The sequence below is a fragment of the Plantibacter sp. MMLR14_011 genome (genome assembly GCF_001865025.1).
In the GTDB taxonomy this organism is placed as follows: Bacteria; Actinomycetota; Actinomycetes; order Actinomycetales; family Microbacteriaceae; genus Plantibacter; species Plantibacter flavus_A.
In genome coordinates, this window is record NZ_MJGW01000010.1 from 64346 (window position 1) to 84858 (window position 20513).

Below are 20513 nucleotides of genomic sequence, written 5' to 3' on the forward strand. Positions count from 1 at the left end.
ATTTCACGTCAGGCTAGCGCCCTCTTGCGCCAGAACGGAGTCCGACTGTCGCCTTTTCGGGGGACGCTACCGACAATGTGGACATGGATGCCAGACCTTACCCCGACACGGTGGAGCCGCCTGAAACAGCGGCCTGCGCCGATTTGAAGTCACTCCTCAGGACCGTGGACTTCCCGATCTCACGCCGCGAACTGCAGTCGATCGCCGTCCGTTCCGGACTCGACCGCGGGACCCTCGCCGCGCTCAACACGCTCACCGAAGAGCACTACGCCGGCTCGTTCGGCATCCTCCGCGAACTCCGCCACCACGGCGAGCTCCGTCGCTCCGCCTGACCGCCCCGTCCGACACCTGGTGGATTCCCCAGCGCGGTGCGCTGACGTGAGCGCGGGTCACAGACGCGGGCGCGGGTCTCCGGAGGGACGCGCTCACGCCTACGGGGCGCGGTGACGTCAGCGCACCGCGCTGGCGATTCCGACAGACATCGTGCAACGCAGAAACCCCCGGCGAACCGAGGGTTTCGAGCTGAGATCCAGTGCGGAGACGGCGGGATTTGAACCCGCGGTCCCCGTGAGGGGACTCCACCTTAGCAGGGTGGTGCACTAGGCCGAACTATGCGACGTCTCCATGTGCGCTCGCAAGCGGACGCACGACGACCAGCATAACCGGAGATGGGCGTGGTGACGAATCCCCGGGTCCGCGACGCCCTTCGACACGCTCAGGGAACGAGGTCGGGACGCCTACTGGTCGTCGAGGGTGCGGCCTCGGGAGCAAGTGCGCTGGTCGGCGGTCTGGCCCGTCACCGTCGACGGGAGGACCACCGCACCGCCGGCGGACGTGTCGGTCGCATCGGCGGGCGGAGCCGTCGCGGCAGGATCGCCACCTGCATCCGCACCTTCGGCGGGATCGACCGCGGTCGGGTCGGTCGGGTTCGTCACCGCACCGGCGCCGGTCGCGCCCGAGAGCTGGATGGGCTGGTCGTTACCGAGGGCCTCGAAGAGCGCGGCGGCCGCGTCGTCGATCGGTTCGACCCCGCCATCGACGGCCGCGTTCGGGTACTGCACGAACGCGATGTTCGACAGGTCGACGTCGCGCAGCGTCATGGCGATCGCGATCATCGTGTCGAGGCTCGTCAGGCTGTCGGACAGCTGCATGTTCTGCGCCGCCGCCTTGGCCAGGGAATAGAGGGTCCCAGGGTTGGTCAGCGTCTCGGCACTCTTGACCTGCTGCATCATCGCCGACAGGAACACCTGCTGGTTGCTGATGCGACTGAGGTCGCTGCCATCCCCGACACCATGCCTGGTGCGGAGGAACTGCAGCGCCTCGTAGCCCTCGAGGGTGTGCTCGCCCGCCGACAGGAAGGTGCCCGTGTACTCGTCCTCGATCGGGTCTGCGACGCACACCGTCACCCCGCCGAGTGCGGTCGACATCGCCATGACGCCGCTGAACTGCACCTCTGCGGCGAACGGGATCTCGAGACCGGTGAGCTGCGACACCGTCAGCGCCGTGCACGCGAGCCCGCCGTAGCTCAGGGAGGTGTTGATCTTCTGCCGGCTCATCGAGTCGAACGAGCCGCCGGACGGGTCGGGACAGGACGGGATGGGGACGAACATGTCGCGCGGGAAGCTGACGACCGTCGCGTTGCTGTGGTCCTCCGAGATGTGCACGAGCATCGTGACGTCGTTGAGGTTGCCGGTCTCCTCCTCAGCGTCGCCGAAGACGGGGTCCTGGCCGGCGCGGGAGTCGCTGCCGACGATGAGGAGGTTGACGCCGCCCGGATACGCGCCGATCGCGGGCAGATCGGTGACCGCCTCACCCTGCGAATCGACGAGCGCGACACCGGGCTTCACCGAGGCGGCGACGTCCCAGAGGGCGATCCCCGCGACGATGCCACCGCTGACCAGCGCGACGGCCAGGGTCGAAGCGACGATCTTCAAGCCGGTCCGCACGGCGCTAGGCCGCTGCAACCGCCCGTGACGGGCGATGGTGCTGAGCTTGCGGGAACGTCCCTCACGACCGGCTGCGCCACGGCCCGTGCGGTTCCGCGCGGGCTCGACGGCGTCAGACGTGATCGGGGGCATCGGAACAGTAAAGCAGGTCCGGCTGTGAACGGGGGTGCCCGACCGGGTTTCCGCGACGCATCAGTCCCAGCGCACCACCGGGGTTCCCGAGGTGAAGTCCACCTGCGGCGAGCCGAGCGAGGGACCGAACAGGATGTCGCAACCGCCGGTCGCTCCGTTCTGCGTGCAGCTCGTCGAGGACGCCTTGACGCTCCCGATGTAGTCTCCGTAGACCTGGAGCGGGTTGACGAACGTCTCGCGGGGTTCGAGGTTGGCGAGGTTGGCCTGCGCGTCCGCACTCAGCGTGCGCGTGATGGTGCCGTCCGCGACCGCCGTGCCGTCCGACAGTGTGGCCGGGATGTCGAGACCGCACCCTGCGGTGAGGCTGGTCGAGGCGATGCAGGCGTTCACCGCTTCCGTCACGGCGTCGCGGAACTGCTTGACGCCTGCCTCGTTGAGCTCGACCTTCACGTCCGAGAGGAGGTCGTAGGAGTCACCGGCGGCGACGAGGTCGTCTGCTCCGGAGATCGAGAACGATTCCTCGAGTGCCTTGGGGAGCGCGAGCTGGTAGGCGCCGGGGAACACCGTCCAGGAGTCGCCCTTCGCCTCCTGTCCGTTGACCGTTACGGCGACGCCGTCGAGCATCGACGGGTACAGGCTGACCGTTCCGCCCGAGAGGATGGAGTAGCCACCTTTGTACGCCTTGTAGACGGTGAACTCCTGGGTCACGGGGGTGGAACCGACCGAGAACGTCGCCCTGACCGTGGTGGTGGAACTGGATTCCTTCGCGGAGGTCAGCTTGACCTTGCTGATCTTGCCGAGCTTCGCGGACGCTTTCAGGACGTCGTCGGTGAGCAGCGTCTTGTCGCTGATCGACTCGTCGAGGTAGCTCAGTGCCTGCTTGGCGTCGCCATCCTGCAGGGCGGTGAAGTAGTCGGTGACGATGCTCTTCGGGTCACCCTGCGCCCCGCGGATCGCGGAGCTGATGCCGATACCGGCAGCCGTGACCACGATGATGACGAGGACGACCGCCCCCGCGATGATGCCGATGAGTCCGCCGCGGGACAACTTGCGCCGCTTGGCGGGACCGGCGACACCGTGGGCGTAGGGGGACGGTGCGCCGACGTAGGGGTTCTGAGACGCACCGTACGGATTCTGCGGAGCGCCCGCCGGGCTCTGGGACGCACCGTACGGGCTCTGCGTGGCACTGACGGGATACTGGGACGCACCGTACGGATACTGCTGGGCCCCTGCACCGTTCTGCGGCGCATCGGCGCGCGGCGTGGATCCGTCGATCGACGGGTGCTGTGGAACGGGGCCCTGAGGCGGCGGCACCTGCCCGCCCGTCTCCTGTGGTTTCTCAGGCTGGTCGGATGGCTCGGTCATCGCTGGTTCTGCTTTCGAATCGTCCGCCGACACGAGTCGACGAGTACGAACTCGAGCCGCTCCATGTCTGCATATCAGTCGATGAATATCATACCGATGAACTGTGCAGCGCAGGCCCACCCGGCCATCTCGAGTACGTGCGGAGGGCGTGGGATTCGAACCCACGAGACATTTCTGCCCACCAGTTTTCAAGACTGGCTCCATCGGCCGCTCGGACAGCCCTCCTGATGGTCGATCGCCCGCGATGACGCAGCTGACGACCAGGATCGAGTGTATCGGATGGGGCCAGCGGCGAGGCGGCCCCATCCGATCACGCGGTGACTACTGGTCTTCCTCCGGACGACCGGCCGTGCAGGTGTTCTGGGCCGCGTTCTGGCCGGTGATCGTGTCGGGCAGGGCGACGGGGCCGGCGGCGGACGGATCCGCGGGCGCAGCCGGGTCCGCCGTGGCAGCGGGATCCGCCGCCGCGTCGGTCGTCGCCGGGTCTGGCGTGACCGGTGCGTTCGGGTCAGTCACGACGTACTTGCCGGTGGCGGACAGCGCCACGGCCTGGTCGCTCTGCAGCGCCGTCCACAGCACATCCGCATCGGACGTCGCCTCCACGCCACCTTGGACCGTGGCCGTCGGCGTCTGCACGAACGCGACACGGTCGAGCGGGATGTCCTTGAGCGCTGCGGCGATCGACACCATCGTGTCGATGTTGTTCAGGCTGCTCGACAGCGTCACGTTCTTCAACGCCGCACGGGCGATCGAGTAGAGCTTGATCGGGTCGGAGAGCGTCTCACTGCTCTTCAGGGTGCGGACAAGTGAGGAGAGGAACACCTGCTGGTTCGAGATGCGCGAGAGGTCACTGCCGTCGCCGACGCCGTGACGCGAGCGGAGGAAGGCGAGGGCGGACGCGCCCGAGAGGTCGTGGGTGCCGACGTCGAGGTTGATGCCGCTCCAGGCGTCGTTGAGGGGTTCGGTGACACACACCGGCACGCCGCCGACCGCGTTGGACATCGAGATGACACCGTCGAAGCCGATCTGCGCGGCGAACGGGATGGAGAGCCCGGTGATGCCCTCGACCGTGGAGACCGCGCAGGCGAGCCCGCCGTCGGCCCCGCCGTACATGAGGGCGGTGTTCATCTTGTCGCGACCGTTGCCGCCGTCGGCGCAGTCACCGATCTGCACGTACATGTCGCGCGGGAAGCTGACCACGGTCGCGCTCGAGTGGTCTGCCGAGATGTGCATGAGGATCGTGACGTCGTTGAGGTTCTCCTCGCGATCGCCGTACGCCGCATTGCCGTCGCCCGAGTCGCTACCGACGAGGAGCAGGTTGACGCCGCCCTCGATCGCGCCGATGTTGGGCGGCGGTGCACCCGGCGTCTCGTTGTCGAGGTGGGCGACGGGCTTCACGCTGTTGGCGAGGTCGAGTGCGGCAACACCGGCGACCGCGATACCACTCACGCCGACGACGGCGGCCGTCGCGGCGACGATCTTCGCGACGGTGACGAACGGGTTCGACTTGCGGAGTCTGCCGTGACGGACGGCGGCGCGCGGTTTGGACGCGTCGGCGTTGCGGGTCATGGATCTCGCTCTCGTCTCAGGAACAGGGGTTGCCGGAACCCTGGAGACCGGGCCGCGGCGAGTCGTCCGGCGGACACCTGGAGCAGGCGCGCACCGACACGCCCCGTGCCCACCGGAAACGGCGTATCGGAACGGAGCTTTGGACGATGCTAACCCGAAATGCTCCTGAGGAGCTGAGAGAGACCGTCGTCGGTGACTGTGCCGGTGACCTCCGACGCGACCGCGATGACCTCTTCGGGCGCCTGGCCCATCGCGACACCGCGTCCTCCGGCCGCCGCCCAGCCGAGCATGTCGACGTCGTTGCGGCCGTCACCGACGGCGACCATCTGCGAGCGCTCGAGCCCCAGCCATTCCCGGACCCGCTCCAGCGCGGTCGCCTTATTGACGCCCTTCGGCGCGATGTCGAGCCACGCCGTCCACCCGATCGCGTAGCTCACCTGGCTGAGCCCGATCTCGTCGACGATGCGGAGGAACTCCTCCTCGTCGTGGCTCGGGGACACGACGACGACGCGCGTCACCGGGCTCGTCACGAGTTCCTCGAACGGCACCTCGATCGCGTTCTCGAGGTTCCAGTCCTCCATACCGACCGTGTACTTGCGGAAGCCGTCGGGGTACTCGACCATGTAGCTGCCCTCGGAGAGGTGCGGCTGGATGAGCCCGAGGACCTCGGTCGGGTCGAAGGTCTCCGTGAAGAAGCGCTCGTAGGAGTCGGGCTTCGACTCGTCGCGCTTCATGATGAGCGCACCGTTCGCGCAGACGACGTACTGCGGCGTCAGCTCGAGCTCCTCGAGCACCGGGCGCGTGCTCTCCCAGCTGCGACCGGTGGCGAGCGTCACGATGTGGCCGAGGGAGACCACGCGACGCACCTCGTCGGCGACCGACAGGCTGAGCGAACCGTCCTCGTGCAGCACGGTGCCGTCGATGTCGAGGGCGATGAGCAGCGGGGTGGCGGTGGTGGTCACCTCGTCCGTCATCGGATCGGCCTCGCGACCTCGATGCCGCCCAGGTACGGACGCAGCACCTCGGGGATGACGACGCTGCCGTCCTCCTGCTGGTGCGTCTCGAGGATCGCGACGATCCAGCGAGTGGTCGCGAGCGTTCCGTTGAGCGTCGCAACCGGCGTGGTCTTGCCCGACTCCGTGCGGTACCGGGTGTCGAGGCGACGCGCCTGGTAGGTGGTGCAGTTGGAGGTGCTGGTGAGTTCGCGGTACGCGTCCTGCGTCGGCACCCAGGCCTCGACGTCGAACTTGCGTGCCGCACTCGACCCGAGGTCGCCGGCGGCCGTGTCGATGACCCGGTAGCTGAGGCCGAGCGACTGCAGCATCGCCTCCTGGTACGACAGCAGGCGCTCGTGCTCGGCGGCGGCGTCCTCCGGCTTCGTGTAGACGAACATCTCGAGCTTGTTGAACTGGTGCACCCGGATGATGCCGCGGGTGTCGCGCCCGTAGGACCCGGCCTCCTTGCGGTAACAGGTCGACCAGCCGGCGTAGCGGAGCGCGCCCTGCTCGAGGTCGAGGATCTCGTCGGAGTGGTACCCGGCGAGCGCCACCTCGCTCGTGCCGGTGAGGAAGAGGTCTTCGCCGGCGATCTGGTAGACCTCGTCGGCGTGTTCGCCGAGGAAGCCGGTGCCCTTCATGATTTCAGGGCGCACGAGCGTCGGGGTGATGAGCGGGACGAAGCCGGCCTCGATCGCGCGGTCGAGCGCGAGGTTCATGAGGGCGATCTCGAGGCGGGCGCCGATGCCGCGGAGGAAGTAGAAGCGCGAGCCGCTGACCTTGGTGCCGCGCTGCATGTCGATGGCGCCGAGGAGTTCGCCGAGCTCGAGGTGGTCGCGGGGGGCGAAATCGAAGGAGGGGCGTTCGCCGACCTCGCGGAGCGTGATGAAGTCGGCCTCGCCGCCGGCGGGTACGCCCTCGAGGACAGGGTTCTGGATGCGGCCGGCGACATCGGCGAAGTAGGCCTCGGCCTCCGTCGCGACCTGCTGGGCCTCCTTGACGCGGACGGCGAGCTGCTGCGCCTGGGCGACGAGGGTGGCCTTCTCCTCCTTGGGGGCCTTGGCGACCTGCTTGCCGAACGCGTTCTGCTCAGCACGGAGTTCCTCGAACCCGGTGATCGCGGCGCGGCGTGCGGTGTCGGCGTCGATCGCCTGGTCGACGAGGTCGACGGAGGACCCTCGCTTCTGCTGCGACGCTCGGAGGACTTCTGGCTGTTCGCGGAGGAGTACGGGATCGATCACCCGGCAAGTCTAGCGATCGAGGTCGATGACGAGGCCCCGGGACAGTACCGTTGGGCCATGCCGACTCCCGCGCACGCCGCGCTCGTGTACAACCCGGTGAAGGTCGACGCCACCAGGCTGCGGAGCGCGTTGGAGGCGCGGTCGCAAGAGGCGGGATGGGCGGCTCCGCACCTGTATGAGACGAGTGTCGACGACCCCGGTGTCGGTCAGGCGCGGCGCGCGGTCCTCGACGGCGCCCGGGTGGTGCTCGTGGCCGGCGGCGACGGGACCGTGCGGGCCGTCGCCGAGGGGCTGCGCGGGAGCGGTGTGCCGCTGACCCTCATCCCCTCGGGGACCGGCAACCTGCTCGCGAGGAACCTGAAGCTGCCGCTCGGCGACCAGGTTGCCGCGATCGGGACGGCGTTCATCGGCGACACGCGCGCGATCGACATCGGCGTCGCCATGATCACCCGCGCCGACGGGTCGGAGGAGGAGCACGCGTTCGTGGTGATGGCCGGCATGGGCATCGACGCGATGATGATCGCCACCGCGAACCCCGACCTCAAGAAGTCGCTCGGCTGGCTCGCCTATGTCGAGTCCGGTCTCCGCTCGATCGCCACGGCCGCGCCGTTCCGCATCCACTACCAGTTGCGCGGGCACCGTCAGCATGCGGCGACCGTGAGTTCGGTGCTCGTCGGGAACTGCGGCACGTTGCAGGGCGGCGTGCAGCTCATGCCGGACGCCGAGCTCGACGACGGCTTCCTCGACGTCGCGGTGCTGCAGCCGAAGGGCGCCTTCGGCTGGCTGCTCGTGTGGCGGAAGGTGACGTGGGAGAACCGGGTCCTGCGGCGGACGGCCGTCGGGCGGCGGATGATCCGGTTCACCGAGGGCCGTGGTGGGAACACCGTGACGAACCTGCGTGCTGAGGCGTTGACCGTGCGGGTCGACGAGGCGCAGGACCTCGAGCTCGACGGCGACGCGTTCGGCATGGCGACGATGGTCGCGTTCGACGCGCACCGCGGCGGGCTGCTCGTCAAGTTCCCGTAGTCGGCGAAACCGCTGAGCCCGGCTACCCTCCTTCGACGAGGTCCGCGATCTCGGCGAGGAGCGCCGTCGCCCGCTCGAGGTCGGGGCGGAGGTCGCGGTCGGCGTCGTCCGAGCCGAGCGACGTCGATGCCCGGGCGAACACCTCGGCGAGCGCCCCGGTCAGTCGATCGGCCACACCGCGACGCCGCACGACCCGCACCGCTCCGAGGAGTTCGCAGGCGATGAGCGTCCTCGTGGCGACGAGCGCGTCCTCCAGCTGGGCGACGGCCTGCGCGGCGAACGGCGCGTCCTCCTCGGCTCCGCGCGACAGGACGACCGTGCCGAGCGCCGCCGGTTGCGCCGCGTGTCGGATGTCGGCGACCGCGCCCGCCGCGACGTACTCGACCATCATCAGTCCTGAGGCACCCGGTTCCCCGTCGCCGAGGAACGGCGGCAGCCCCGTGAACGCGGGCTCGTTCAACAGTCGCAGGCGGGAGAACGTGACCGTCGACGTCTGCGCGAGCGCGAGCGCGGTCGCGTCCAGCTCGGCGGCGAGCTGCGCCTGGAAGAAGGCGCCATGGTGGAGGACCGCGCGTGATCCGTCATCGGCACCGAGGACGTACAGCGGGTTCTCCTGCGCGGCACCGATGAGCGCTTCCACCTGGTCCGCGAGCCGGTCCGCCGCCGTCACCACCACGCCCTGCGTGATCGCCGCGATGCGGAGTGTGAACGGATCCTGGATCCGGGCCGGTTCCGGCACGGGTCCGATGAGCGCGCGCACCGCCGCAGCAGCGGCTTCGACACCGGGTGCGGCGGACGCACCCGCGGCCGCCTCGGCGTACGCCTGCGCGTTGCCGTCCAGCGCGTGGAAGCTGAGCGCGCAGACCGCCGACCAGACCTGGTGGAGCTTCCGCAGCTCCGTGACCGCGAGCGCCGCGCGCGCGATGGTCAGGGCGCTGCTGCTGATGAACGACAGGGCGCTCTCCGAGCCCCAGGCGCCCAGCGGCTCGAGTGGCGTCGACGCCGGCCGTTCACCGAGGATGGTCAGCGCCGTACCGGCGAGCGCGGTGAGATCGCCGGTCCCGATCGAACCGAGGGTCCGGACGGTCGGCAGCGCGTCGCGGCGCAGCATCTCGGCGAGCGCCGCGACGACCGCGGGCTCGACGCCCGATCCGCCGACCGCGAGCTGGTTGAGCCGGACCGCGAGCATCGCCCGCACGACCCGGTCGGGGACGACCTCCCCCGCGTCGACCGCGTGGCTGCGGAGCAGGCGGCGTGCGTGGGCATCGCCGTCGTCGGCGACCGCGGTGTCCTTGTTCGCCCCCACGCCCGTGCTCCTGCCGTAGACGGCCGCGTGCTCGGCGAGGTCCCGCGCGTCGTCATGAGCGGTGGCCAGCCGTTCGAGCACCGCGCGAGGCACCGAGGCCTCCTCCTCGAGGTCCGCGATCCGCCGCAGCTCGTCGATGCCCAGTGCTCCTGCGATCTCGATCATCCCGACACCCTCTCTTGCGCTCCGCCGTCGTGTGCACCATCCTTGCTCACACGGCGAACGTCCCACCAGATGAAATTCGAGTTTTACCTGACGGAAACATTCGAGGCGGTTCGCTGAAACGGCGGGGCCATAACGTGGTGGCTCGACAGAGAGGGATCTGATGGCTGAATCATCGACTCGAACCGTGGAGCGTGCACTCTCGCTCCTCGCCGTGGTGTGCGACCGCGGCCGCACGACCCTCGCCGAGAGCGCGCGACTCGTCGACCTCTCGCCGAGCACCGCTCTCCGGCTCCTCCGCACCCTGGAGTCCACGGGGTTCGTCCGGAAGGACGCCGACGGCAGCTACCGACCCGGCAGCCGCGTCGTCCAGCTCGGCACGCAGGCACTCAGCAACGAGTCGCTCGTCGGCTTCTGCCACACGGAGATGCTCGACCTCGTCGAACGCACCGGCGAGTCCGCCTACCTGAGCGTCGAGGGTCACGCGTCCACCGCGCTCTACCTCGCGATCACCGAGGGCACCCACTCCGTCCGTCACGCGAGCTGGGTCGGTCGCACGATCCCCCTCGACGGGTCGGCCGCGGGTGCCGCACTCACCGGTCGGACCCCCACCGCCGGCTACGTCACGGTCGAGCGGGGCGTCGAGTCGGACGTCACCGCGATCGCCGCACCCGTCCGCTCGGGAGCTCGGGTCGTCGCGGCGCTGAGCCTCGTCATCCCGAGCTACCGGATGACCGACGACCTCATCGCCTCCTACGGCGAGCTCCTCGTCGCCGCCACGGACCGGCTCTCCAGCGGGCTCGCCTCGTACACCGGCCCCATCGACAACACCGCCGCGACCGTCCCCGACGACGCCGCTGACCTCCTGGAGGGACGCGCATGATCCGCTTCACGAACGTCAAGAAGGCCTACCCGGACGGCACGGTCGCCGTCCACGACCTCTCCTTCGAGGTGCCGACCGGATCCCTCACGGTGCTCGTCGGCCCGTCCGGCTGCGGCAAGACCACCTCGCTCCGGATGATCAACCGCCTCATCGATCCGACCTCCGGGTCGATCCTGCTCGACGACGTCGAGACCCAGTCGCTCGACCGCGTCACCCTCCGTCGTCGGATCGGCTACGTCATCCAGAACGCCGGTCTCTTCCCGCACCGCACCGTCGTCGACAACGTCGCAGCCCTCCCGCGCCTCCTCGGCGGCTCGCGTCGGGAGACGCGCACGGCGGCCCTCGAACTACTGGAGCGCGTCGGTCTCGACGAGAAGTTCGCGAAGAAGTACCCGTGGCAGCTGTCGGGCGGTCAGCAGCAGCGCGTCGGCGTCGCCCGCGCCCTCGCGACGAACCCGCCGTTCCTCCTGATGGACGAACCCTTCAGCGCGGTCGACCCGATCGTCCGGACGCAGCTCCAGGACGAGTTCCTGCGTCTGCAGGCCGACATCTCGAAGACGATCGTCATGGTCACCCACGACATCGACGAGGCACTCAAGCTCGGCGACCAGGTCGCGGTCCTGCGCGAGGGCGGCCTCCTCGCGCAGATCGCGCCGCCGGTCGACCTCCTGACCCGCCCCCACGACGCGTTCGTCGCCGACTTCGTGGGCGAGGCCCGCGGCTACCGTGCACTCGGCTTCCTCGGACTCGACCACGACGACGCCCTCCACCGCGAGCCCGTCGCCCGGCTCGGCGACTCCGCCGTGACCGGCGTGCACGCGAGCGGCTGGGTGGTGGTCACGGACGACGAACGCCGTCCCCTCGGCTGGTTCGACACGGCAGCCGGTCACGGCTCCGTCTCGACCGACACCATCAGCGGTCACGGCCTGTTCGTCCCGCGCACGGCGTCCCTCCGCATCGCGCTCAACGCAGCGCTCGCGCACCCGAGTCGACGCGTCGGCCTCCTCGACGACGACGGCCGACTCACCGGCACCATCGCCGCCAGCGAACTGCTCGAGCGCCCCGCCCCCGAGCGGAGCCTCCGATGACGATCGACTGGATCTGGGAGAACCTCCCGCTCATCGGCGACCTCACGCTCAACCACCTCTGGTTGACACTCACCCCGACGGTGCTCGGCCTCCTGGTCGCCCTCCCGTTCGGCTGGTGGGCGCACCGCTCGCGTCGCGGCCGTCCGTTCATCGTCGGTACCGCCGGGCTGCTGTACACGATCCCGTCGCTCGCGCTGTTCATCATCCTGCCGACGATCCTCGGCACGAAGATCCTCGACCCGATCAACATCGTCATCGCCCTGACCGTCTACACGGTGTCGCTCCTCGTCCGCGTCGTCTCCGACGGACTCTCCTCGGTGCCGGTGGACGCGGTGCAGGCGGCCGAGGCCATGGGCTACCGGTCCTGGCAGCGACTCGTGCTCGTGGAACTACCCGTCGCCGTCCCGGTGATCGCCGCCGGCCTGCGCGTCGCGGTCGTCTCCAACGTCAGCATCGTGACGATGGCCGCCCTGCTCGGCATCCCGCAACTCGGGACACTGTTCACGCAGGGCTTCCAGCTCCGCCTGTTCGTGCCGCTCGTCACCGGCATCCTGCTCTGCGTCGTCCTCGCCGTGATCCTCGACCTCGTCATCGTCCGGCTCGGCTCGCTCGCGACGCCCTGGCGTGATCGGACGGTGGTGGCATGAGCGTCATCGACTGGCTGACCGACCCCGCCAACTGGACCGGCCCCGACGGCATCCCCTCGCAGATGGGCTACCACCTGCTGTACACGGGCATCGCGCTCGTGATCGCCGCTGCGATCGCCGTGCCGCTCGGTGTCCTCGTCGGCTACACCGGCAAGGGCGAGCGTCTCGTCGCCGGATCGGCCAACGCCCTCCGCGCCCTGCCGACCCTGGGCCTCCTCATCCTGCTGTTCCTCCTCATCTCGCCGGTGGTCCCCGGGCAGCTCGTCTACGTCATCCCCACGATCGTCGTCCTCGTGCTCCTCGCCGTCCCGCCCATCCTGACCGGGACGTACACGGGCATCCAGAGCGCCGATCCCGACGCGGTGGGCGCCGCCCGCGGCATGGGCTACACGAGACTGCAGATCCTCTGGCACGTCCAGCTCCCCTGTGCCCTCCCCCTGCTGCTGTCCGGCATCCGCTCGTCCACCCTCCAGGTCGTCTCGACCGCGACGGTCGCCGCCTACCTCGGCCTCCAGGGGCTCGGCCGGTACATCATCGACGGCCGCGCCCAGGCCGACTTCTTCCAGATGGCCGGCGGCGCGATCCTCGTCGCCGCCCTCGCCTTCGCTCTGGAGATCGCCTTCACCCTCCTCGGCACCCTCATCGTCTCCCCCGGTCTGCGGCGCACCAGCCGCAGGCGGCGGACGGCGGCCCCGACCACCGTCACCGGGGCGATCCCCCGGCCGGCCTGAGCCGCACCCGCACCGCACGACCACCTCCGCACGACCGCACCACCGATCCGTCCATCTCACCGAATCGAGGTCCTCATGCCCTTCCCCACCTTCCCCCGTCGACTCGCGGCCATCGCCGCGACCACCGCAGCCGCCGCTCTCGTCCTCACCGGCTGCGGCGGCCAGGACGCCCTCAGCAGCGACGGCGCGTCCGGCTCCTCCGGCGACGCCGTCATCATCGGCTCAGCCGACTTCACCGAGAGCCAGCTCATCGCCACCATCTACTCCCAGGCGTTGCAGGCCGAGGGTGTCACAGTGAAGGAGCAGTTCAACATCGGCAGCCGCGAGGTCTACATGGCCGCGCTGCAGGACGGCTCCATCGACCTCCTCCCCGAATACTCGGGCGCACTGCTCAAGTACCTCGACTCCGAGTCGAAGGCCAGCACGAGCGAGGACGTCGTCGCTGAACTCGGCGACAAGCTCCCGAAGGGTGTCAGCATGCTCGACATCTCGCCCGCGGAGGACAAGGACGTGCTCGCCGTCACCCAGGAGACGGCCGATAAGTACGACCTCAAGACGATCTCCGACCTCGTGCCGTACATGTCCGAGCTCAGCCTCGGCGGCCCGCCGGAGTGGAAGACGCGCGTCAACGGCGTCGTCGGCCTCGAGCAGGTCTACGGTCTCACCTTCAAGGAGTTCGTCAGTCTCGACGCCGGTGGGCCGCTCACGATGACCGCGCTCACGAGCGGCCAGGTGCAGGTCGGCGACATCTTCAGCACCGACCCCGGGCTCACCGCGAACAAGCTCGTCGCCTTCGAAGACGACAAGTCGCTCTTCGCCGCCGAGAACATCGTCCCCGTCATCAGCACGAGCAAGCTCGACGACACGATCTCGAAGACGCTCGACAAGGTCTCCGCGGCCCTCACCACCGAGGACCTCATCGAGATGAACGGCAAGGCGTCCGACGGCACGAGCCTGAAGAGCATCGCCGAGGAGTGGCTGAAGGACGCCGACCTGGGCTAGCAGCACCCCTCGACGGGCTCAGGGGCCGAGAAGCAGCTCAGGGCCGCGAACCGGTTCAGGGCCGGCGACCCGCCCCTGAGCCCGTCGGAACAGCACCACCACCACCGCACCGCAGACGTAAAGGACCAGCGCATGCCGACCACCACCCGGACCATCCGTGCCGCCCGCGGCACCACCCTCACCGCCAAGAGCTGGCAGACCGAGGGCCCGCTCCGCATGCTCATGAACAACCTCGACCCCGAGGTCGCCGAGCACCCCGAGGACCTCGTCGTCTACGGCGGCACCGGGAAGGCCGCGCGGAACTGGGAGGCGTACGACGCGATCGTCCGCACGCTCGAAGGGCTGGAGGCCGACGAGACCCTGCTCGTGCAGTCCGGCAAGCCCGTCGGCGTCTTCCGCACGCACGAGTGGGCGCCCCGCGTGCTCATCGCGAACTCCAACCTCGTCGGCGACTGGGCGACGTGGCCCGAGTTCCGCAAGCTCGAGGCCGAAGGTCTCACCATGTACGGGCAGATGACCGCCGGCTCGTGGATCTACATCGGCACGCAGGGCATCCTCCAGGGCACCTACGAGACCTTCGCCGCCATCGCCGACAAGCGGTTCGGCGGCACCCTCGCCGGGACGCTGACCCTCACCGGCGGCGCGGGCGGCATGGGCGGCGCACAGCCGCTCGCCGTGACGCTCAACGAAGGCGTCGTGCTCATCGTCGACGTCGACCCGAGCCGCCTGGAGCGACGCGTCGAACACCGCTACCTCGACGAGATGACGGACGACCTCGACGACGCCGTCGAACGCGTGCTCGCCGCCAAGGCCGAACGGCGCCCGCTGTCGGTCGGTCTCGTCGGCAACGCCGCGACCGTCTTCCCCGAACTGCTGCGACGCGGTGTCCCCATCGACATCGTCACCGACCAGACGAGCGCTCACGACCCACTCGCCTACCTGCCCGAGGACACGGCGCTCGCCGACTGGCAGACCGAGGCGGCGGCCGACCCGGTCGACTTCACGCGCCGCTCGCGACTCGCCATGGCGAAGCAGGTGCAGGCGATGGTCGACTTCCAGGACGCCGGCGCCGAGGTCTTCGACTACGGCAACTCCATCCGAGCCGAGGCGAAACTCGGCGGTTGCGAGCGCGCCTTCGACTTCCCCGGCTTCGTGCCCGCCTACATCCGGCCGCTCTTCGCCGAGGGCAAGGGCCCGTTCCGCTGGGCGGCCCTCTCCGGCGACCCGGCGGACATCGCCGCGACCGACCGCGCCATCCTCGAACTGTTCCCAGAGGACGAGAAGCTGCGCCGTTGGATCACCTCGGCCGGCGAGAAAATCGCTTTCGAGGGGCTGCCAGCCCGCATCTGCTGGCTCGGCTACCAGGAGCGCCACCTGGCCGGCCTGAAGTTCAACGAGATGGTCGCCTCGGGTGAGCTGAGCGCACCCGTGATCATCGGCCGCGACCACCTCGACTCCGGTTCCGTCGCCTCGCCGTACCGCGAGACGGAGGCCATGGCCGACGGCTCCGACGCGATCGCCGACTGGCCGCTGCTCAACGCCCTGCTCAACACGGCGTCCGGCGCGACCTGGGTGTCGATCCACCACGGCGGCGGGGTCGGCATCGGCCGGTCCATCCACGCCGGTCAGGTGATCGTCGCCGACGGGACGCCGCTCGCCGCCGAGAAGATCGCGCGCGTGCTCGTCAACGACCCGGGCACCGGCGTCATGCGTCACGTCGACGCCGGCTACGAGCGGGCGGCCGAGGTCGCCCGCGAACGCGGCCTGCGGGTGCCGATGTGGGAGGGCGAGTGACCGACGGCCTGATCGCCCACGGTCGACTCGCCGGGCTCGACGAGATCGCCGGCGTCGGGGTCGATCCGACACGCGGCGGGTACTCCCGGCATGTCTGGACGCCGGCCGAGTTCGAGCTGCGCGAGTGGTTCACCGCTCGCGCCGCCCGACTCGGGCTCGGCGTCGAGACGGACCGGAACGGCAACCTGTGGGCGTGGTGGGGTGTGCCGGGTCCTGACGCGGTCGTCACCGGCAGCCACCTCGACTCCGTGCCGGGCGGCGGCGCGTTCGACGGGCCGCTCGGCGTCGTCTCAGCGCTGGACGCCGTCGCGCGTCTGCAGGCCACCGGGTTCCAGCCGTCGCGTCCCGTCGCCGTCGTGGTGTTCGCCGAGGAGGAGGGGTCCCGGTTCGGCGTCGCCTGCCTCGGATCCCGGCTCCTGTCCGGGGCGATCACCGCGGACGCCGCCCGAGCGCTGACGGACGCGGACGGGGTCACCGTGGCCGAGGCCGCAGCGGCCGCCGGGCTCGCTCCCGAGCACCTCGGCCGTGACGACGAAGCGCTCGGCCGCATCGGACTCTTCATCGAGTTGCACGTGGAACAGGGTCGCGGCCTCATCGACCTCGGCTCGCCCACCGCCGTCGCCTCGTCCATCCTCGCCCACGGCCGCTGGCGACTCCGCGTGAGCGGTCAGGGCAACCACGCCGGCGCGACCGGTATGCGCGAGCGCCGTGATCCCGTGGTCGCAGCAGCACGTGCCGTCCTCGCGGTCGAGCAGGCCGCCCTCGCGACGGACGACGCCCGCGCCACCGTCGGCCGCCTGCGCATCGTGCCGGGTGGCACCAACGTCATCGCCTCCCAGGTCGACGCCTGGGTGGACGCCCGCGCGGCCACCGACGCCGGCACGCGCGCCCTCGTCGCGGACATCGAGGGCCGGGTGCAGGAGGCCGTCGTCGACTCCGGCTGCGTGGTGGAGCTGATCGAGGAGTCCTGGTCGGGCGTCGTCGAGTTCGACCCCGAGCTCGCCGCGCGACTCGCCGGCACGCTCGGCGGGGTCCCACTGCTGCCGGCGGGCGCAGGCCACGACGCCGGGGTCCTGAGCGGCGCGGTGCCGACGGCGATGGTCTTCGTCCGGAACCCGACCGGTGTCTCGCACTCGCCTGAGGAGTTCGCCGAGACGGCCGACTGCGTCGCCGGCGTCGAAGCGCTCGAAGCCCTGCTCCGGAGCGTCCTGTGACGGTCGCGAGCATCGACCCCGGCGCGGCGGACGTGCGGGCCCCCATCTGGGCCGCGACGGCGATCATCGACGGTCGCCCGACCGGCCGCGTGCGCTTCACGGCCGACGACTCCGGGCGGATCGCCGCCGTCGAGCGGGGCGTCGAGCCGGAGGCGGGCGACCGCCGCCTCGGAACGGTCGTCCCGGGCATGGGGAACGCCCACTCCCACGCGTTCCACCGTCTGCTGCGCGGACGCACCCACGCCGACGGCGGTGACTTCTGGCAGTGGCGCGAGGCGATGTACGCGGCGGCCGCGAGCCTCGACCCGGACCGCTACGGCCGGGTCGCACGTGCCGTGTTCGGCGAGATGCTCGTCTGCGGCTGGACGGCCGTCGGCGAGTTCCACTACGTGCACCACCAGGCCGACGGCACCCCGTACCCGACCGCCCACGCGATGGAACTGGCGGTCGCCGAAGCCGCCGCCGACGTCGGCATCCGGCTCACCCTCCTCGACACGGCCTACCTCGCAAGCGGCCTCGGGCCAGCCGGCGGTCCTGCCGCACCGCTGCTCACCGAACAGCTCGCGTTCGGCGACGGCGACGCGGCCGACTGGCTCGCCCGCTGGCATCGCCTGCGCGACGCACTGTCCGGCTCCGTCGGTACCGCCGGACTCGTCACGCTCGGTGCCGCGCTGCACTCGGTGCGTGCCGTGCCCGTCGACGCCATGCGCACGATCCTCGCCGGCCTGCCCGACGACGTCCCGCTGCACGTCCACCTGTCGGAGCAACCGCAGGAGAACGTCGACACGCTCGCGAAGACGGGCAGGACGCCGACGGGCGTGCTCGCCGCGCTCGGAGCGCTCGCCCCGCGCATCAGCCTCGTCCACGCGACGCACCTGACCGACGCGGACGTCACGGCGATCGGACGGTCCGGCGCGACCGTCGTCATGTGCCCGACGACCGAAGCCGACCTCGGCGACGGCATCGGACCGGCCCGCCGCCTCGCGGACGCGGGGGCCCGGATCGCCGTCGGATCCGACCAGAACGCGGTGGTCGACCCGCTGCTCGAACTGCGTGGTCTCGAAGCCGGGGAACGGCTCGCCTCCGGCAGACGCGGCCGGTTCTCGCCCGCCGAGCTCCTCCAGGCGGGCACCGACCACGGCTACCGTTCGCTCGGACTCGGGAGGCACGCGCTGGATGTTGGCGACCCGCTCGACCTCGTCGAGGTGTCGACGTCGAGCCTCCGCACCACCGGCATGGACCCGGCGCAACTCGCCCTCGTCGCGACCGCGTCCGACGTCGAGCGTGTCGTCGTCGGCGGGCGGCTCGTGGCGGAGCGAGGTCGGCTGCTTGCGACATCACGGGAGTCGACGCCGGAACAGCTCCTCGCGGTGGCGCTGGCTGAGCTGGCAGCATCGACGGAGACGCCCCGGGCGGCCGCCTCGCATCCGACACCCGATCACCCCTCGCAGGAGAGGCAGCCATGACCAGCGAACTCATCACCGGCATCGCCGAGCTCACGACCAACGCGGGCTCCGGGCCGGGCGACGTCGACGGCAACCGGATCACCGATGCGGCGGTCGTCATCGAAGACGGCCGGATCGCTTGGCTCGGCGCAGCGGCCGACGCACCCGACGCCGACACGCGGACCGACGTGGGCGGGCGCGCCGTGCTCCCGGGTTGGGTCGACACGCACACGCATCTCGTGTTCGCGGGCGACCGCTCGGCGGAGTTCGAGGCGCGCATGGCCGGCGGCCGGTACGCGGCGGGCGGGATCGCGACGACCGTGGCCGCCACTCGGGCCGCATCGGAGGAGCAGCTCGTCGCGGGTGCGCAGCGGTTGCGAGCGGAGGCGCTCACGCAGGGGACGACCTTCCTCGAGGCGAAGACGGGGTACGCGCTCGACGTGGAGGGCGAGGCGCGCTCCGCTCGCGCGGCGGCCGAGGTCGCCGACGTCGTCACCTTCCTCGGGGCCCATCTCGTGCCGGCCGGCGTCGACCGCCGCGACTACCTCGACCTCGTGACCGGACCGATGCTCGCGGCGGTGGCCCCGTTCGCGTCGTACATCGACGCGTTCTGCGAGGTCGGGGCCTTCGACGTCGAGGAGTCGCGTGAGGTGCTGCTCGCCGGTCGCGCTGCGGGCCTGGGCGTCCGGGTGCACGGGAACCAGCTCGGCGAGAGCGGCGGGGTGCGCCTCGCGGTCGAGCTGGAGGCTGCGAGCGTCGACCACTGCAACCACCTGTCGGACGCCGACGTCGACCTCCTGGCCGGTTCGTCGACGGTCGCGACCCTGCTCCCGGCCTGCGACCTGTCGACGCGCGAGCCGTTCCCGCCGGCGCGCGCGCTCATCGACGCCGGTGCTTCGATCGCGCTCGCGACCAACTGCAACCCGGGCACCTCGTACACGACGTCGATGGCGTACTGCGTGGCGACAGCCGTGCTGCAGATGCGACTGACGATCGCCGAGGCGGTGTGGGCGGCGACGCGGGGGGCCGCGGTGGCGGTCGGTCTCGAGCACGGTGCCGACGCCGTCGGATCGCTTCGCGTGGGTGGTCTTGCGGACCTGCAGGTGCTCGACGCCCCCTCGGTCTCGCACCTCGCCTACCGACCCGGTGTGCCGTTGACGGTCGGCGTCCGGCACCGCGGCGAGCGTGTCACGGCAGGGACGACGCAGCGGTGAGCGACGCGACGGAGGGCCGCGCACTCGTGTTGCTGCCGGCAGACCGGCATCGGAGCTACCGCTGGCGGAACGGGCTGGGGACCGCGACGGAGATCGCCGTCGAGGCCGTCGGGCTCCGGACCGATGGTGGGCTCGGCGACGGTGACGGTGACGCGCCGGCCGCTCCGGGGTGGACGCTGAGCATCGCGACGGTCGAGTCGGACGTCGCCTTCTCGTCGTTCCCGGGCGTCGACCGTCAGCTGATGGCGTTGTCGGCGGGTGGACTCGGACTCGTGATCGACGGTGAGCCGGTCGAGTTGGACCGGTGGCGGGTCGCCGCCTTCGACGGGGCCTCAGCGGTGTCATCGCGGGGCGTGGTCGGGCCGACGCTCGATCTCAACCTGATGGTGTCGCGGGACCGGTTCCGTGGATCGCTCGAAGTCGGCGTCGTCGACGGCTCGAGGCTCGTCACCACGCCCCCTGGTGCCACCACGTTCGTCGTGTTCCTCGATGGGCTGCTGTCGGCGGAGGGGCCAGGTCTGGACCCTCGTGCGCTCCAGCGGCACGACACCCTCCGACTCGAGGCCGGCACCCTGTCCCTGACCGGCGACGCCAGGATCGCGCTCGCCCGGATCCTCCCCCGTCGGTGATGGGTGCCAGCGCGGTGCGCTGACGCGAGCGCGCCCCACAGCCGCGAGCGCGGGTCTCCGGAGGGGTGCGCCGACGTCGCTGACCCGCACTCACGCCGACTCGACAGCTCTCGCGCCAGCGCAC

General features: G+C 70.5%; 18 protein-coding genes and 2 tRNA genes. 12 read left to right on the forward strand and 8 right to left on the reverse strand.

The features are described from left to right. Window positions 1-83: 83 nt before the first annotated feature. The gene (locus BIU99_RS07570) at window positions 84-332 is read left to right on the forward strand and encodes a DUF2795 domain-containing protein (protein ID WP_139205375.1); all 249 of its coding nucleotides are present in this window, start codon (window positions 84-86) and stop codon (window positions 330-332) included. Window positions 333-535: 203 nt separating this feature from the next. Here the strand turns inward: BIU99_RS07570 and BIU99_RS07575 are convergent. The 7 genes from BIU99_RS07575 to serS all read right to left on the reverse strand — a co-directional run bounded on the left by BIU99_RS07575 (window position 536) and on the right by serS (window position 7248). Beyond that, window positions 536-624: transfer RNA gene (locus BIU99_RS07575), tRNA-Ser, on the reverse strand. Between the two features lie 113 nt (window positions 625-737). Then, window positions 738-2078 carry an LCP family protein gene (locus tag BIU99_RS07580; RefSeq protein ID WP_083397245.1) on the reverse strand — a complete coding sequence of 447 codons (1341 nt, stop codon included), beginning with the start codon at window positions 2076-2078 and terminating at the stop codon, window positions 738-740. Window positions 2079-2138: 60 nt separating this feature from the next. Further along, a complete protein-coding gene (locus BIU99_RS07585; protein WP_071260589.1) occupies window positions 2139-3443 on the reverse strand; it encodes a hypothetical protein in 1305 nt (434 codons plus the stop codon). 140 nt (window positions 3444-3583) lie between these two features. Next, window positions 3584-3668: transfer RNA gene (locus BIU99_RS07590), tRNA-Ser, on the reverse strand. Between the two features lie 96 nt (window positions 3669-3764). Continuing rightward, window positions 3765-5012, reverse strand: coding sequence for an LCP family protein (locus tag BIU99_RS07595; RefSeq protein ID WP_064296868.1), 1248 nt, complete (start codon window positions 5010-5012; stop codon window positions 3765-3767). Window positions 5013-5161: 149 nt separating this feature from the next. Continuing rightward, window positions 5162-5986 (reverse strand): HAD family hydrolase, encoded by an 825-nt coding sequence (locus tag BIU99_RS07600; protein ID WP_071260591.1) that lies wholly within the window; start codon window positions 5984-5986, stop codon window positions 5162-5164. Next, on the reverse strand, window positions 5983-7248 hold the full coding sequence (gene serS, locus BIU99_RS07605) for a serine--tRNA ligase (RefSeq protein ID WP_071260593.1): 1266 nt from the start codon (window positions 7246-7248) through the stop codon (window positions 5983-5985). Before serS ends, BIU99_RS07600 begins: the two co-directional genes overlap by 4 nt. A 57-nt stretch (window positions 7249-7305) precedes the next feature. Here serS and BIU99_RS07610 point away from each other — a divergent pair, with 57 nt between their 5' ends. After that, a complete protein-coding gene (locus BIU99_RS07610) occupies window positions 7306-8274 on the forward strand; it encodes a diacylglycerol kinase family protein (RefSeq protein WP_071260595.1) in 969 nt (322 codons plus the stop codon). Window positions 8275-8296: 22 nt separating this feature from the next. Here the strand turns inward: BIU99_RS07610 and BIU99_RS07615 are convergent, their stop codons facing one another. Continuing rightward, complete coding sequence (locus BIU99_RS07615; protein WP_071260597.1) at window positions 8297-9745, reverse strand: aromatic amino acid lyase; 1449 nt, start codon at window positions 9743-9745, stop codon at window positions 8297-8299. A 184-nt stretch (window positions 9746-9929) separates the two neighbouring features. Here BIU99_RS07615 and BIU99_RS07620 point away from each other — a divergent pair, with 184 nt between their 5' ends. From BIU99_RS07620 to BIU99_RS07665, 10 genes are all read left to right on the forward strand, one after another. Continuing rightward, window positions 9930-10625: an IclR family transcriptional regulator gene (locus tag BIU99_RS07620; RefSeq protein WP_064296873.1), complete on the forward strand. Its 696-nt coding sequence runs from the start codon at window positions 9930-9932 to the stop codon at window positions 10623-10625. Further along, entirely contained in the window at window positions 10622-11713 is a 1092-nt protein-coding gene (locus BIU99_RS07625; protein WP_071260599.1) for an ABC transporter ATP-binding protein, read from the forward strand. Before BIU99_RS07620 ends, BIU99_RS07625 begins: the two co-directional genes overlap by 4 nt. Then, window positions 11710-12360, forward strand: coding sequence for an ABC transporter permease (locus tag BIU99_RS07630; protein WP_071260601.1), 651 nt, complete (start codon window positions 11710-11712; stop codon window positions 12358-12360). The genes BIU99_RS07625 and BIU99_RS07630 overlap by 4 nt, the downstream gene beginning before the upstream one ends. Beyond that, complete coding sequence (locus BIU99_RS07635; protein WP_071260603.1) at window positions 12357-13091, forward strand: ABC transporter permease; 735 nt, start codon at window positions 12357-12359, stop codon at window positions 13089-13091. The genes BIU99_RS07630 and BIU99_RS07635 overlap by 4 nt, the downstream gene beginning before the upstream one ends. 75 nt (window positions 13092-13166) lie before the next feature. After that, a complete protein-coding gene (locus BIU99_RS07640; RefSeq protein ID WP_071260605.1) occupies window positions 13167-14093 on the forward strand; it encodes an ABC transporter substrate-binding protein in 927 nt (308 codons plus the stop codon). A gap of 132 nt (window positions 14094-14225) precedes the next feature. After that, complete coding sequence (gene hutU, locus BIU99_RS07645; protein ID WP_071260606.1) at window positions 14226-15887, forward strand: urocanate hydratase; 1662 nt, start codon at window positions 14226-14228, stop codon at window positions 15885-15887. Continuing rightward, on the forward strand, window positions 15884-17101 hold the full coding sequence (locus tag BIU99_RS07650; protein ID WP_139205376.1) for an allantoate amidohydrolase: 1218 nt from the start codon (window positions 15884-15886) through the stop codon (window positions 17099-17101). Before hutU ends, BIU99_RS07650 begins: the two co-directional genes overlap by 4 nt. Further along, the gene (locus BIU99_RS07655; protein WP_071260608.1) at window positions 17098-18567 is read left to right on the forward strand and encodes a formimidoylglutamate deiminase; all 1470 of its coding nucleotides are present in this window, start codon (window positions 17098-17100) and stop codon (window positions 18565-18567) included. The genes BIU99_RS07650 and BIU99_RS07655 overlap by 4 nt, the downstream gene beginning before the upstream one ends. Then, window positions 18564-19760 (forward strand): imidazolonepropionase, encoded by a 1197-nt coding sequence (gene hutI, locus BIU99_RS07660; protein ID WP_071260610.1) that lies wholly within the window; start codon window positions 18564-18566, stop codon window positions 19758-19760. Before BIU99_RS07655 ends, hutI begins: the two co-directional genes overlap by 4 nt. Continuing rightward, entirely contained in the window at window positions 19757-20389 is a 633-nt protein-coding gene (locus BIU99_RS07665; RefSeq protein ID WP_071260611.1) for a HutD family protein, read from the forward strand. Before hutI ends, BIU99_RS07665 begins: the two co-directional genes overlap by 4 nt. Window positions 20390-20513 lie beyond the last annotated feature (124 nt).